15 protein-coding genes are annotated in these 13,386 nt (G+C 73.5%); 11 read left to right on the top strand and 4 right to left on the bottom strand.

Annotation, left to right across the window (positions count from 1 at the left end; translation table 11 throughout):
* The first annotated feature begins 15 nt into the window (after nucleotides 1–15).
* Genes AC4BGE_RS04985 through proC form a run of 4 tightly spaced genes read left to right on the top strand, consistent with a single transcriptional unit; the run spans nucleotide 16 to nucleotide 3,244 of the window.
* Nucleotides 16–723 (top strand): ABC transporter ATP-binding protein, encoded by a 708-nt coding sequence (locus tag AC4BGE_RS04985; RefSeq protein WP_490570385.1) that lies wholly within the window; start codon nucleotides 16–18, stop codon nucleotides 721–723.
* Nucleotides 720–1,457: an ABC transporter permease gene (locus tag AC4BGE_RS04980; RefSeq protein WP_490574550.1), complete on the top strand. Its 738-nt coding sequence runs from the start codon at nucleotides 720–722 to the stop codon at nucleotides 1,455–1,457. The genes AC4BGE_RS04985 and AC4BGE_RS04980 overlap by 4 nt, the downstream gene beginning before the upstream one ends.
* A gap of 10 nt (nucleotides 1,458–1,467) precedes the next feature.
* A complete protein-coding gene (locus AC4BGE_RS04975; RefSeq protein WP_490574549.1) occupies nucleotides 1,468–2,415 on the top strand; it encodes a proline dehydrogenase family protein in 948 nt (315 codons plus the stop codon).
* Between the two features lie 16 nt (nucleotides 2,416–2,431).
* On the top strand, nucleotides 2,432–3,244 hold the full coding sequence (proC, locus tag AC4BGE_RS04970; protein ID WP_490570382.1) for a pyrroline-5-carboxylate reductase: 813 nt from the start codon (nucleotides 2,432–2,434) through the stop codon (nucleotides 3,242–3,244).
* Nucleotides 3,245–3,266: 22 nt separating this feature from the next.
* Here the strand turns inward: proC and AC4BGE_RS04965 are convergent, their stop codons facing one another.
* Nucleotides 3,267–3,776 (bottom strand): YflT domain-containing protein, encoded by a 510-nt coding sequence (locus tag AC4BGE_RS04965; RefSeq protein ID WP_490570381.1) that lies wholly within the window; start codon nucleotides 3,774–3,776, stop codon nucleotides 3,267–3,269.
* Between the two features lie 342 nt (nucleotides 3,777–4,118).
* On the opposite strand from AC4BGE_RS04965, the gene AC4BGE_RS04960 reads away from it, so the two are divergent.
* The 5 genes from AC4BGE_RS04960 (at nucleotide 4,119) to AC4BGE_RS04940 (ending at nucleotide 8,082) form a co-directional block, all read left to right on the top strand.
* Nucleotides 4,119–5,306 (top strand): acetoin utilization protein AcuC, encoded by a 1,188-nt coding sequence (locus tag AC4BGE_RS04960; RefSeq protein ID WP_490570380.1) that lies wholly within the window; start codon nucleotides 4,119–4,121, stop codon nucleotides 5,304–5,306.
* A gap of 179 nt (nucleotides 5,307–5,485) precedes the next feature.
* A complete protein-coding gene (locus AC4BGE_RS04955; RefSeq protein ID WP_490570379.1) occupies nucleotides 5,486–5,686 on the top strand; it encodes a helix-turn-helix domain-containing protein in 201 nt (66 codons plus the stop codon).
* A gap of 148 nt (nucleotides 5,687–5,834) precedes the next feature.
* Nucleotides 5,835–5,936: a 30S ribosomal protein bS22 gene (locus AC4BGE_RS04950; protein WP_008356322.1), complete on the top strand. Its 102-nt coding sequence runs from the start codon at nucleotides 5,835–5,837 to the stop codon at nucleotides 5,934–5,936.
* A 15-nt stretch (nucleotides 5,937–5,951) separates the two neighbouring features.
* Nucleotides 5,952–6,947 carry an NAD-dependent epimerase/dehydratase family protein gene (locus AC4BGE_RS04945; RefSeq protein ID WP_490574548.1) on the top strand — a complete coding sequence of 332 codons (996 nt, stop codon included), beginning with the start codon at nucleotides 5,952–5,954 and terminating at the stop codon, nucleotides 6,945–6,947.
* Nucleotides 6,940–8,082: a lysophospholipid acyltransferase family protein gene (locus tag AC4BGE_RS04940; RefSeq protein ID WP_490574547.1), complete on the top strand. Its 1,143-nt coding sequence runs from the start codon at nucleotides 6,940–6,942 to the stop codon at nucleotides 8,080–8,082. Before AC4BGE_RS04945 ends, AC4BGE_RS04940 begins: the two co-directional genes overlap by 8 nt.
* A 5-nt stretch (nucleotides 8,083–8,087) precedes the next feature.
* On the opposite strand, the gene AC4BGE_RS04935 is transcribed toward AC4BGE_RS04940, so the two are convergent.
* From AC4BGE_RS04935 to AC4BGE_RS04925, 3 genes are all read right to left on the bottom strand, one after another.
* Nucleotides 8,088–9,482: a DUF5667 domain-containing protein gene (locus AC4BGE_RS04935; protein ID WP_490574546.1), complete on the bottom strand. Its 1,395-nt coding sequence runs from the start codon at nucleotides 9,480–9,482 to the stop codon at nucleotides 8,088–8,090.
* A gap of 136 nt (nucleotides 9,483–9,618) precedes the next feature.
* Nucleotides 9,619–10,413 (bottom strand): sigma-70 family RNA polymerase sigma factor, encoded by a 795-nt coding sequence (locus AC4BGE_RS04930; protein WP_490574545.1) that lies wholly within the window; start codon nucleotides 10,411–10,413, stop codon nucleotides 9,619–9,621.
* 87 nt (nucleotides 10,414–10,500) lie between these two features.
* Nucleotides 10,501–11,388 (bottom strand): HAD family hydrolase, encoded by an 888-nt coding sequence (locus AC4BGE_RS04925; RefSeq protein ID WP_490574544.1) that lies wholly within the window; start codon nucleotides 11,386–11,388, stop codon nucleotides 10,501–10,503.
* A 52-nt stretch (nucleotides 11,389–11,440) separates the two neighbouring features.
* On the opposite strand from AC4BGE_RS04925, the gene AC4BGE_RS04920 reads away from it, so the two are divergent.
* Both AC4BGE_RS04920 and AC4BGE_RS04915 read left to right on the top strand, forming a co-directional pair.
* Nucleotides 11,441–13,084 carry a class I adenylate-forming enzyme family protein gene (locus tag AC4BGE_RS04920; protein WP_490574543.1) on the top strand — a complete coding sequence of 548 codons (1,644 nt, stop codon included), beginning with the start codon at nucleotides 11,441–11,443 and terminating at the stop codon, nucleotides 13,082–13,084.
* 5 nt (nucleotides 13,085–13,089) lie between these two features.
* The gene (locus AC4BGE_RS04915; protein ID WP_490574542.1) at nucleotides 13,090–13,356 is read left to right on the top strand and encodes a glutaredoxin family protein; all 267 of its coding nucleotides are present in this window, start codon (nucleotides 13,090–13,092) and stop codon (nucleotides 13,354–13,356) included.
* Nucleotides 13,357–13,386 lie beyond the last annotated feature (30 nt).

Here is a 13,386-nt window from a genome sequence, read left to right as displayed (position 1 = left end):
AGAGGGGCTGCGGTGATGGAGCACGTGGTGGAGGTGCGCGACCTGACCGTGGTGCGCGGCGGCCGGCAGGTCTTCGACGCCCTCTCCCTCGACGTGGGGCGCGGCGTCACCGGTCTGCTGGGGCCCAGCGGCTGCGGCAAGACCACGCTGATGCGCTGCCTGGTCGGCGCCCAGCAGGTCCGCTCCGGCACGGTCGAGGTGCTGGGCCTGCCCGCCGGCAGCCCGGCGCTGCGGGACCGGGTCGGCTACGTCACCCAGTCCGCCAGCGTCTACGACGACCTGACGGTCGCCGAGAACCTCCGCTTCTTCGCCCGGGTGCTGGGCGTCGGCCGGTCGGAGGCCGACGAGGTGCTGGCCGCCGTCGACCTCGCCGACCTGCGGGGCCGGGTCGTGGGCCGGCTCTCCGGTGGCCAGCGCAGCCGGGTCAGCCTGGCCGTGGCACTGCTGGGCAGCCCCGACCTGCTGGTCCTCGACGAGCCCACCGTGGGGCTCGACCCGGTGCTGCGGCGCGACCTGTGGGCGCTCTTCCACCGGCTGGCCGAGGGTGGTGCGGCGGTGCTGGTCTCCAGCCACGTGATGGACGAGGCCGAGCGCTGCGACCGGCTGCTGCTGATGCGCGAGGGCCGGGTGATCGCCGAGGGCAGCCCGGAGCAGGTGCGCTCGCGCACCGGTGCCGCCGACGTGGAGCAGGCGTTCCTGGCGATCGTCGAGGGCCGGGCATGAGGCCGCGGACGACGCTGGCGGTGGCCGGCCGGGTGCTCACCCAGGTCCGCCGCGACCGCCGGACGCTGGCCATGCTGCTGGTCCTGCCCTGCGCCCTGGTGACGCTGCTGTGGTGGATCTACGACGACGTGCCGGGCCAGGTCTTCGAGCGGATCGGTCCCGCGCTGCTGGCGATCTTCCCGTTCTTCGTGATGTTCCTGGTGACCAGCGTGACCACGCTGCGCGAACGCACCAGCGGCACCCTGGAGCGGCTGCTCACGATGCCGATGGGGCGGCTGGACTTCCTGCTGGGCTACGCGCTGGCCTTCGGCCTGCTCGCGGCCGTGCAGTCGGTGCTGACCGTGGCGGTCAGCGTGTGGGGCCTGGACCTGTCGGTGCGCGGGCCGCTGTGGCTCTTCGCCGTGGTCGCGGTCTGCGACGCCGTGCTGGGCACCGCGATGGGGCTGTGCGTGAGCGCCTTCGCGCGCACCGAGTTCCAGGCCGTGCAGTTCATGCCCGCGGTGGTGATCCCGCAGATCCTGCTGTGCGGGCTGCTGGTGCCCCGGGACCGGCTGCCGCGGGTGCTGGAGGCGGTCGGCGACGTGCTCCCGCTCTCCTTCGCGGTGGACGCGATCGACCAGCTCAGCCGCAGCGAGGCCACCGCGGAGGTCTGGCAGGAGCTGGCGGTGATCGCGGTCTACGCCCTGGTCTTCCTCTCCCTCGGGGCGCTCACCCTGTCTCGGCGCACCCCGTAGCCTGGGCGGCATGTCCCTGCTCCGCCAGCCCATCCTGATGCTCTCCCGCTCCGGGCGGGTCAAGGAGATGATCAGCACCCTGCCCGTCTCCTCCCGGGTGGTCGCCACCTACGTGCCGGGTGAGACGACCGAGTCCGCGGTCGGTGCGACCGCCGAGCTGGTGGGGTCCGGTCTCGCCGTCAGCCTGGACTACCTCGGCGAGGACACCACCGACCGCCGGCAGGCCGAGCTCACCGTCGCGGCCTACGTCGAGCTGCTCGAGCAGCTCTCCGCCCGGGCCCTGGGGCGCCGCGCGGAGGTCAGCGTCAAGCTCAGCGCGATCGGCCAGGCGCTGCCCGAGGAGGACGGCGTCTCCGGGCAGGCGGTCGCCCTGGCGGGCGCGCGGACCATCTGCCTGGCCGCCCGCAACGCCGGCACCACGGTGACCTTGGACATGGAGGACCACACCACCACCGACGCGACCCTGAAGATCCTCCGCGAGCTGCGCAAGGACTTCCCCGAGACCGGGGCGGTGCTGCAGTCGGCCCTGCGGCGCACCGAGGACGACTGCCGGGCGCTGGCCCACGAGGGGTCGCGGGTGCGGCTGTGCAAGGGCGCCTACCTCGAGCCCGACGACGTGGCCCACCAGGAGCGCGCCGAGATCGACAAGGCCTACGTGCGCTGCCTCAACATCCTGCTGGCCGGCTACGGCTACCCGATGATCGCCACCCACGACCCGCGGATGATCCAGATCGCGGCGTCGCTGGCCAGCCGCCACGGCCGCGCCCAGGGCACCTACGAGTTCCAGATGCTCTACGGCATCCGCCCCGAGGAGCAGCGGCGGCTCGCGGCGGCGGGCGAGACGGTGCGGGTCTACGTGCCCTACGGCCAGGAGTGGTACGGCTACCTGATGCGCCGCCTCGCCGAGAAGCCCGGCAACGTGTCGCTGTTCCTCAAGTCGCTGGTCCGCAAGGACTAGCGGCACAATGGGCGCCATGGCGACCACGAAGCAGACCGCGATCCTCGGCGCCGGCGTGATGGGCGAGACGCTCCTGTCCGGACTCGTCCGGGCCGGTCGTCGCGTGGACACCCTCCTGGTGGGGGAGAAGCGGGCCGAGCGCGCCACCGAGCTCGAGGAGCGGTACGGCGTGACCGTGCTCGGCAACCGTGAGGCGGCGGCCGAGGCCGACACCGTCGCCCTGGTCGTCAAGCCGCAGGACATGGCCGACCTGCTCGCCGAGATCACTCCCGTGCTGCGCCCGGGGCAGCTGCTGGTCTCGCTGGCCGCCGGGATCACCACCGCCTGGATCGAGGCGCGGGTGCCGGCCGAGGTCGCGGTGGTCCGGGTGATGCCCAACACCCCTGCGCTGGTCGACGAGGGGATGGCCGCCATCTCGCCCGGCTCGCACTGCGACGAGCAGCACCTGGCCGAGGCGGAGGCGCTGATGGACTCCTGCGGCAAGGTGATGCGGGTGCCGGAGAAGCAGATGGACGCGGTGACCGCGATCTCCGGGTCCGGTCCCGCCTACGTCTTCTTCGTCATCGAGTCGATGATCGAGGCGGGCGTCCACCTCGGGCTCCCGCGGGCCACCGCGACCGAGCTCGCGGTGCAGACCCTGGTGGGGTCGGCCATCATGCTGCGCGAGACGGGCACCCATCCGACGGTGCTGCGCGAGCAGGTCACCTCCCCGGCCGGCACCACCGCGGCGGCGCTGCGCGAGCTGGAGATCCACAGGGTGCGCGCGGCGTTCCTCGCCGCCATGGAGGCGGCGCGCGACCGCTCCCGCGAGCTGGCCGCGGGCGCCTGAGCCGCTCCGGCGGGCGGCCGTCTCAGGCGAACGGGTCGGGCAGCAGCCCGGGCGTGGCGGCCAGGATCTCGCGGGCCCGCTCGCGGTGCTTGTGCTCGACCAGCACCTCGTAGCGGGTGGCGACCACCGCCTGGACCGAGGAGAAGTCGCGTCGCCCCCGGGTGGCCGCGTAGCCGGCCAGGCCCCAGATCAGGCCGAAGACCGCGCCGAAGAACGCGGCCGCGACCAGCATCGCCAACCAGCCGCCGCCCTCGACGAAGAGCCCGAGCAGCAGGCCGAGGAAGAGGCCCAGCCACAGGCCCGAGAGCAGCCCGGCCACGGCCACCCGGCCCCAGGTCAGGCGCCCGGTGATCCGCTCGACCTGCTTGAGGTCGGTCCCGACGATCATGCAGTTCTCCACCGGGAACTCCTGGTCGGAGAGGTGGTCGACCGCCTTCTGGGCCTGGGCGTAGGTGTCGTAGACCGCCAGGGACTGGGGGAACTCGAGCGCCAGCACCCGGGCGCTCGCGGGGTTCATCGAGGTTCCGGACATCTTCTCAGTCTGCCCCCAGCGCGGTGACCTGCACAGAGGTGTGTTCTTCATTCCTTCACTTGCGCAAGTTTTCATGTTCAGAAGTCGCCGAACGGATCTGGCCGGGCGACGGGACGCGACCGTCTCCCGCCCGAGGAGAGGGGAGGCCGATGGCGCCCACCACGAGCACGACGACAGCACGACGACAGCACGACGACCTGGTCACCTGGAGCTCGGAGGGGCCTGACGAGGTCTCGCGCACCGGGTCGGTGACCCGCGGCTCGACCCGGCGACCTCGACGCGCGCGAACGCGGCGCAGCGGAACTTGGGTGGAGGGCGCGCCGCGGGAGTAGCGTGCCGTCCATGAGGGAGTGTCACGGGCCGGCCAGTGTCGTGTTCGACAAGACGCTGGCCGAGTACGACTTCGGCCAGCAGCACCCGATGTCGCCGCTGCGCGTCGAGCTGACGATGCGTCTGGCCGAGGAGCTCGGGGTGATGGAGCGGGGTCTGCAGGTGGTGCCGGCGCCGATGGCCGACCTCGACCTCATCGCCTCGGTCCACTCCGAGTCACTGATCGAGGCGGTCCAGCGGGTCGGCTCGACGCCGGGCCTGGTGGACGAGAAGCACGGCCTCGGCACCGAGGACAACCCGGTGTTCCGGGACATGCACCACGCGTCGGCCCACGTGGTCGGGGCCAGCGTCGAGGCGTTCCGCCAGGTCTGGAGCGGCGAGTCGCTGCACAGTGCCAGCGTGGTCGGAGGCCTCCACCACGCGATGCCCGACCGGGCCAGCGGCTTCTGCATCTACAACGACGTGGCGGTGGGCATCCGCTGGCTGCTCGACCAGGGGGCGGAGCGGGTCGCCTACGTCGACGTCGACGCCCATCACGGCGACGGCGTGGAGAAGGTCTTCTGGGACGACCCGCGGGTGCTCACCATCTCCCTGCACGAGACGGGGCAGATGCTCTTCCCCGGGACGGGCTTCCCGGCCGACCTGGGTGGGCCCGAGGCGGCCGGCACCGCGGTCAACGTCGCCCTGCCGCCCGGCACCGCGGACGCCGGCTGGCTGCGCGCCTTCCATGCCGTGGTCCCCGAGCTGTTGCGCGAGTTCGACCCGCAGGTCCTGGTCACCCAGCACGGGTGCGACTCCCACATGGAGGACCCCCTCACCCACCTGATGCTGAGCGTCGACGGCCAGCGGGCGACCTACCTGGCGCTGCACGACCTGGCCCACGACGTGGCCGACGGCCGATGGGTGGTCACCGGCGGTGGCGGCTACGCGATCTCGTCGGTGGTGCCGCGGGCCTGGAGCCACCTGCTCGCCATCGTCGGCGGCCAGCCGCTGGACCCCGCCCTGGAGACCCCGGAGGCGTGGCGCGACCACGTCTCCACGGTGCTCGGCACGGGCGCCCCGCACCGGATGACGGACGGCCGCACCCCGGCCTACCGGGACTGGCGCGACGGCTACGACCCGGAGACGTGGCTGGACCGGGCGATCCACGCCACCCGGATGGAGGCCTTTCCCCTGCACGGCCTGGACCCGTACGCCTGAATCACCTCGTCAAGAAGGGCAATCGGGCGGAAATCAACGCGACACGCCGCCAAAGGAAAGTTTCACTAGTCATTCCCTTCCCCACGGGTCACAGGAAGCCCTATTCTCACGGAAACGCCACACGTCTGTGACGCCGGTGGGGAAGCCGGCGCCGTGGGGCAGAAGGATCAGGTGCACAGATGGCCAACCCCTCGGACAGGTCCGACGTCAAGTTCCTCACGATCGCCGAGGTGGCCGCCATGATGCGGGTCTCCAAGATGACCGTGTACCGGCTGGTTCACAACGGGGATCTCCCCGCGGTGCGGGTCGGGCGCTCCTTCCGGGTGACCGAGGACGACGTCGACGAATACCTGCGCAAGAGCTTCTTCAACGCCGGTTGAGCACGGCACCGCCGGCCCGCGTCGCGGGTCGGCGGCCCGGGTACTGCCCAACGGGTGGCACCCGATTCTGCCCGGCTGGTGCGGGCAAGTAGGCTGACACACCGGTCCGGCGAATCGCCGAGGACGTGAAGACGTTGAAAGGTTTCCTGTGGGTTCTGTCATCAAGAAGCGGCGCAAGCGTATGGCCAAGAAGAAGCACCGCAAGCTCCTGAAGAAGACGCGCGTGCAGCGTCGCAAGCTCGGCAAGTAAGCACACACCGCGGTCATGGGGAGGGTCGCGCTGGTCACCGGGGTCTCCCGGGATGTGGGCCGCCGCTTCGCGCGCGCAGCCGCTGCCGACCCCTCCATCGATCGTGTGATCGGCGTCGACGTCGTCCCCCCGCGGGGCGACATCGGTGAGGTCTCCTTCATCCGGGCCGACATCCGCAACCCGGTCATCGCCAAGGTGATCGCTCGCGAGAACGTCGACACGGTGGTGCACATGAGCGTCATCGCGACGCCGGCCGGCAACGGCGGGCGGACGGCGATGAAGGAGATCAACGTCATCGGCTCGATGCAGCTGCTGGCGGCCTGCCAGCGCGCTCCGGGCGTCAGGAACCTGATCGTCAAGTCGAGCACCGCCGTCTACGGGGCCAGCAACCGCGACCCCGCGATGTTCACCGAGGACATGGCGGCGAAGCGGATGCCGCGGGCCGGCTACGCCCAGGACGTCTCCGAGGTGGAGGGCTACGTCCGCGGGTTCGCCCGCCGCCGTCCCGACGTCCGGGTCACCATGCTGCGCTGCGCCAACGTGATCGGCGCCAACGTGGTCAGCCCGATGACCTCGTTCTTCCGGATGCCGGTGGTCCCGATGGTCCTCGGGTTCGACCCGCGCCTGCAGTTCCTGCACGAGGACGACCTCTACGACGTGCTGCTGCACGCGACGACCGGTGACCAGGTCCACGGCACCTTCAACGTCGCCGGTGACGGCGTCGTCATGCTCTCCCAGGCGATCCGCCGCCTCGGCAAGCTGCCGCTCCCGCTGCCGGCCATGTCGCTGGGGCGGGTCGAGGCGCTGCTCCGCTCGGCCCGGCTCGCCGACCCGTCCGCCGAGCACCGGACGCTGCTCACCTACGGGCGCGGGGTCGACACCACCCGGATGCGGGAGGAGCTGGGCTTCTCACCCCGCTTCACGACCCCCGAGGCGTTCGACGACTTCTGTCGCAGCCTCGACCACGACGTCGTGCTCGACCCCGCACCCGCAGGAGGTCCCCGTGCCTGAGGCAGAGATCATCCCGCTGGGCACCGGCGGGCGTCCCGGGCGCGGAAGCGGGCGGAGCAAGCCGTCCGCGGCCGCGCGCGACCTCGCCGGCGGAACCCGCAGCCAGGCGGCGCCGAAGCCGCGCAAGGCGCGCAAGGCCCCGGCCTCGCCGGCCGACGCGAGCCCCCGGGAGACCGAGGCAGCTGCCGCGGCGCCGCAGGCGCGCAGCCCCTTCACCACCGCGGAGCGCGAGCCCACCGGCGGGATCCCGGTCGGCGACTGGCTGGCGGCGCTCGAGACGGGCGCGCGCGAGGTCTTCGGCGAGGACTGGGAGCGGCGGCTGGCGGAGCTGCTCGCCTTCCTGCGTCGCCGGCTGGAGGGCCACTACCTCGTGGACGACTTCGGCTTCGACCCCGAGCTGACCGAGCGCCTGCTGCTGGCCGTGCTCCGGCCGATCGCGGAGAAGTGGTTCCGCATCGAGGTGCGCGGGGTGGAGAACATCCCCGCCGAGGGCGGCGCCCTGGTGGTCTCCAACCACTCCGGCACCATCCCGGTGGACGGCCTGATGACGATGGTCTCGGTCCACGACCACACCGGCCGGTTCCTGCGTCCTCTCGGCGCGGACCTGGTCTTCCGTCTCCCGGTGGTCGCCGCCCTGGCCCGCCGCTCGGGCGCGACCCTGGCGTGCCAGGCCGACGCCGAGCGGATGCTCACCCAGGGCGAGCTGGTGGCGGTCTGGCCCGAGGGCTTCAAGGGCATCGGGAAGCCGTTCTCGGAGCGGTACAAGCTGCAGCGTTTCGGTCGGGGCGGCTTCGTCTCGGCGGCCCTGCGCACCGGCGTCCCGATCGTGCCCCTGTCGGTGGTGGGCGCGGAGGAGATCTACCCGATCGTCGGCAACCTCTCCACGCTGGCGCGACTCCTCAACCTGCCCTACCTGCCGGTCACCCCGTTCTTCCCGCTGCTCGGGCCGCTGGGCCTGGTGCCCCTGCCCTCCAAGTGGCTGCTGGAGTTCGGGGAGCCGATCCGCACCGACGCCTACGACGAGGCGGAGGCCGAGGACCCGATGCTGGTCTTCAACCTCACCGACCAGGTCCGCGAGACGATCCAGCAGACCCTCTTCGCGCTGCTGAAGGAGCGGAGCTCGGTCTTCTTCTGACCCCTTCAGGGGGTCGGGCGCGGCGGGCGCGTGGGGCCGTTGAGGACCCCCGAGAGCAGCCGCCGGACGCCGTCGGTGGTCTCCTCGACCGCCTCGCCGACGGGGGTGCCGAGCAGGTTCCCGGTGACCTCGCCGAGGACCTCGCCCAGGCCCCCGACCACGCCGGTGGACGGCGTCCCTCCCGGGGCCGGGGTGCCTCCTCCCACGAGCGTCTCGGTCAGTCCTTCCAGCACGGTCGTGCTGGTGGGCTGGGGCGGGGACGGGGCGGTGTCCTGGGGCGGTCCGGGCGCGGTCGAGGGCTGCGGCTTCGGGGTGGCGGTCGGGGTGGGTGCCGGCGTGGGCGGAGCCGTGGCCCGGGGGCCGGCGGGGTCGGGCGGCGACTCGCCCGGAGGCGTCCGCTCCGCGGGCGTCGTGGGGGTGGGGGTCGGCGTGCCCAGGGGTGTGCCCGGCGCCGGGAGCGGGGCACCGCGCTCGACCCCGCTGCCGGGCCCGGGACCCAGGGCGCGGGGCGCCGGGTCGGTCGCCGGCCCGTCGTCACCCGGGGTGCCGGGAGTCCCCGGCGCCGGGCCGTCGGCGAGGAACCGGGGGACGCTGATGCTGCCGGCGTCGCCGCAGTCGGGGCAGAGCGCCACGGCCCGGTCGTCGAGGGTGAGGAGAGCGGCGGCGGCCGCCTCCAGCTCGTCGAGCGCGTCGGTGGGCACCACCGGCGCGAGGGCCTCGAGCCGGGGCATCGCCGCGGCGGCGAAGTCGCGCAGCGCGAGCACCGAGGCGCGCCGGCCGGAGGACTCGAAGTCGGCCAGGAGCAGGTCGCCGGCCTCCTCGGCCTGGTCGGTGAAGGACTCCAGGGTGGGGCCGACCTCGCGGCGGCTGCCGGCGTCGTCGCGGGTGGCGAGCTCCTGGAGCTCGTCGAGGCGGGAGCCGGCGCGGGAGAGGAGCAGCATGCCCTTGTCGTGGTCGCCGGTGGCGATCTCCTCGCGGGCCGACTCCAGGGCCGACTTCACCGGGTAGAGGAGGTCGCCGGGGAGAGCGGCCTGGGAGGCGACGCCCACCGACCCGCTGGCCACCAGGAAGGCGGCGGTGCCCAGCGTGGCCGCCACCCGGCGGTCGCGCCGGACGCGGCGCGGGTCGCGCGCGTGCTCCGGACCGGCCGGGGCACCTCCGGGGGTCGTGGCGGGTGCGTGCTGCGGCGCGAGCACGGTCGCCGCCTCGGCCATCAGCCGCTCCCGCAGGTCCACGACGAACGCGGGTCGCGGTGCCGTCTCGGGCGCCGCCGTGAGCTGGGCCGCGACCGCCAGCACCCGGGCGTGGCGCTGCCTCGCGCGGGCGCCCACGCCCGCGGCGCCCTGCAGCAGGGCGTCGAGCTCGTCGGCGCGACGGCGCGAGGCGGACGGCGGGATCATGGGAGGCTTCCTGGGTGCTGGCCGCCGGCCGCCGACGGCAGCCGGTCCACCCGGAGCAACGAGCCGGGGCGGGCGGAGGTTACGGCGAGGCACCCGGCGGGCGACAGGGCCGCCGAGGGGGCCGATGACAGGGCGCTCACGGTTCCGTCACCCCCTCGGGCAGCCGGGCGGCGAGGTTGCGCAGGCCGCGGAGCTGGAGCTGCTTGACCGCGCCGGTGGAGCGCCCCAGGGCCTCGGCGGTCTCGGCGAGGCTCATCCCCTGCAGGAAGCGCAGCGCCAGGCAGTCGCGCTGGTCGTCGGCGAGCGTGCGCAGCGTCTCGAGCAGCACCTCGTGGGTCAGCCGCGAGACCACCAGGTCCTCCGGGCTGCCGGGGGCGGTACCGCCGGCCACCCCCGGCCGGTCCTCGTGGCTGCCGAGGTCGTCGGTGCTGGTCTCGAGCCGGGTGCGTCCGGCCTTGAAGTGGTCGGTGGCCAGGTTGCGGGCGATGGTCGTCAGCCAGGCGCCGAAGTCCTTGCCCTGCCAGCGGAAGTCGCGCATCGCCCGGAGTGCCCGGAAGAAGGTCTCCGAGGTCAGGTCCTCGGCCACCGTCACCGACCCGGTGCGGTGGAGCAGGAAGCGGTGGACGGCCCGGTGGTAGTGGTCGAAGAGGAGCCCGAACGCCTCGGCGTCGCCGGTGCGGGCCAGCTCGACCAGCGCGATCAGCCGGTCGCGGTCGGCCGCGGAGGACTCGCTCGACGTGGCGAGGTCGCCGTCGTCGGGCCCGCCGGCGGGGCGGGGGACCGGCACCGGGGCGCCGTGGAACCGGGCCGACCCGGCCCCGGCGGGGGCCACGGACTCGGCGAGCAGGAGGCCGGCGCCCGGGTGGAGCACCTCCAGCACGGCGCGGCGCAGGGCGTCGAGACCCCGCGCGGCGTCGTCGCTCCCGAGCATGCCCAACCTCCCCGTCAGACGTGGTCCACGAGGCTACGGAGCGCGACGGCCTTTGGGCAAGGGGGAGGACCCGTCCCTGGACTCGGATCAGTCGCGGTGGCGGCCGCGGACGGCCAGCCCGGCGGCGACGCCACCGGCGGAGGCGCCCAGGGCGGCGCCGGTGAGCAGGCCGATCCGGGCGGCCTTGCGTCCGGTGCGGTAGTCGCGGACCCGCCAGCCGTGGGCCCGGGCGTGCGAGCGCAGCGCGGGGTCCGGGTTGATCGCCACCGGGTCGCCGACCAGCGAGAGCATCGGCAGGTCGTTGATGGAGTCGGAGTAGGCGGAGCAGCGGGACAGGTCGAGGTCCTCGCGCTCCGCGATGGCCCGGATCGCCTCGGCCTTGGCGGGGCCGTGCAGGAGGTCGCCCACCAGGCGGCCGGTGTAGACCCCGTCCTGGTGCTCCGCGACGGTGCCCAGGGCGCCGGTGAGCCCGAGCCGCCGGGCGATGATCGAGGCGATCTCGATCGGGGCCGCGGTGACCAGCCAGACCCGCTGGCCCTGGTCGAGGTGCATCTGGGCCAGGGCGCGGGTGCCGGGCCAGATGCGGTGGGCCATCACCTCGTCGAAGATCTCCTCGCCCAGCTCCTCGAGCTCGGCGACGGTGTGCCCGGCGATGAACCCGAGCGCGGAGTTGCGGGCGTCCTCGATGTGCTCGGGGTCCTCCTTGCCCACGACCCGGAACCAGGCCTGCTTGTACATCGCCCCGGCGATGTCGCGGGTGGTGAAGAACTTGCGCTTGTAGAGGCCCTTGGCCAGGTGGAAGATGCTGGCGCCCTGCATGACGGTGTTGTCCACGTCGAAGAAGGCGGCGCTGCCCGGGTCGGCCGGGGTGGCGAGAGCGACCTCGACCTCCGCGGTGGCCGCGGCGGCCTCCCCGGCGAGCGTCGAGCGACGTCGCAGGTCCGACGGGGTTCGGTGCTGTCCGGGGTGGGTCACCCGATCAGCGTAGTAGGACACGGAGGGGGCAGGTTGTGGAAAGATCTTCGACATGCCGCGCTCCCCGCACGTAGCCGACCTGGTGGTGTCCGCCGCCGCCGAGTGTCCAGACCGGCTGGCACTGGTCGAGGTGGGTGGGCGGAGCCTCACCTGGGCCCAGCTGGACGACGAGGTGCAGCGCGTGGCCGCCGGTCTCGGCCGCCTGGGGCTGGTCGCCGGCATGCGCGTGATGATCGTGCTGGGCAACCGGCTGGAGTTCGTCACCTGCTATCTCGGCTCGCTCGCGGCGCAGGTCGTCGCGGTGCCGGTCAACCCCGGCTCCACCCCCTACGAGCTCGTCCGGTTGCTGGCCGACTCCGGCTCCCGCCTGGTGGTCGCCGACGGCGACACCGCCCCCGCGGTCCGGGAGGCGTTCGAGATGCTGCGTGCCGCCCAGGACGGGCGCCCCGTCCCCGACGCCGAGCTCGAGGACGACCTGCTGGAGCGCGCCCGCGACCCCCGCCTGGTGGTGATCGGCGACGTCGACGGGGCGGACGGGGGCAGCTATGCCCAGCTCGTCGCCGAGCCCGGGGAGGCCCCGCCGCCCCTGCAGGACCCCGAGAAGCTCGCCGTGCTGCTCTACACCAGCGGCGCCTCGGGCCGTCCGCGCGGCGCCATGCTCACCCACCGGGCGCTGATGGCCAACATCGAGCAGGTGGCGGCGGTGCGGCCGGAGATGATGCACGGCGACGACGTGGTGCTCGGGGTGCTCCCGCTCTTCCACGTCTACGGCCTCAACGCCGTGCTGGGCAGCGTGCTGCGGCACCGCGCCAAGCTGATCCTGGTCGACCGGTTCGAGCCCGAGTCGACCCTCGACGTGATCGACGACGAGGCCGTCTCGGTGGTCCCGGTCGCCCCGCCGGTCTTCGCCCACTGGCTGCCCGTCGAGGGGCTGCGCGACCGCCTGGGGCCGGTGCGGCTGATGCTGTCCGGCTCCGCGCCCCTGGCCGCCGAGGTGATGGACAGGTTCGCGGAGGCCGCGGGCGTCGAGGTGCACCAGGGCTACGGGCTGACCGAGGCGGCCCCGGTGGTCACCTCGACCCTGTGCAGCAGGAGCCGGGCCACCCCGGGCCGGGCCGGCGGGTCCAGGCACACCGGGTCGGTCGGCGCGGCGCTGCCCGGCATCGGGCTGCGCCTGGTCGACGAGCACACCGGACACCTCGAGGGCGACGACCCGGGCGAGATCCAGATCCGGGGCGACAACCTCTTCTCCGGCTACTGGCCCGACGGCTCGGGCGGGCCGGACGCCGAGGGCTGGTTCGACACCGGCGACGTGGGCTACCTCGACGGCGACGGCGACCTCTACCTGGTCGACCGGGTCCGCGAGCTGGTGATCGTCTCGGGCTTCAACGTCTACCCCTCCGAGGTCGAGGACGTCATCCGCGACGTCGAGGGCGTCGCGGAGGTCGCGGTGATCGGCGCCGACGACGAGTCGACGGGCGAGGCCGTGGTCGCCTACGTGGTCGCCCGCGACGGCGCCGACCCGCAGCAGGTCGAGGACGCCGTCCGGGCCCGGACCGGCAGCCACCTGGCCCGCTTCAAGCAGCCCGCCCGGATCGAGGTCGTCGCGGAGCTGCCGCGGACCGCCACCGGCAAGATCCAGAAGGGGCGGCTGCGCGGCATCGAGCGCCGCCGTCGCCTCGGTCTGCTGGAGTGACGCCGGTGGGCGGGCTCGAGGAGACCCGGGACCTGGCCCGGGTGGTCGTCTACAGCCGGGAGGGGTGCCACCTCTGCGAGGAGGCGGTGGCCGTGGTGCGCCGCGTCTGCGCGGAGACCGGCGACACCTGGACCGAGGTCGACATCGACGAGGACGACGAGCTGCTGGACCGCTTCACCGAGGAGGTGCCGGTCACCTTCGTCGACGGTCGCCAGCACGACTTCTGGCGGGTCGAGGAGTCCAGGCTCCGCGCGGCCCTGACCCGCGGCTGATCGCGGGGGGGTGGGACTCCTCACTCCACG

It is taken from the genome of Nocardioides sp. Z50_6 (genome assembly GCF_058215755.1).
Note: the sequence above shows the minus strand (reverse complement) of the source record. Positions and strands in the feature narration are given on the sequence as shown.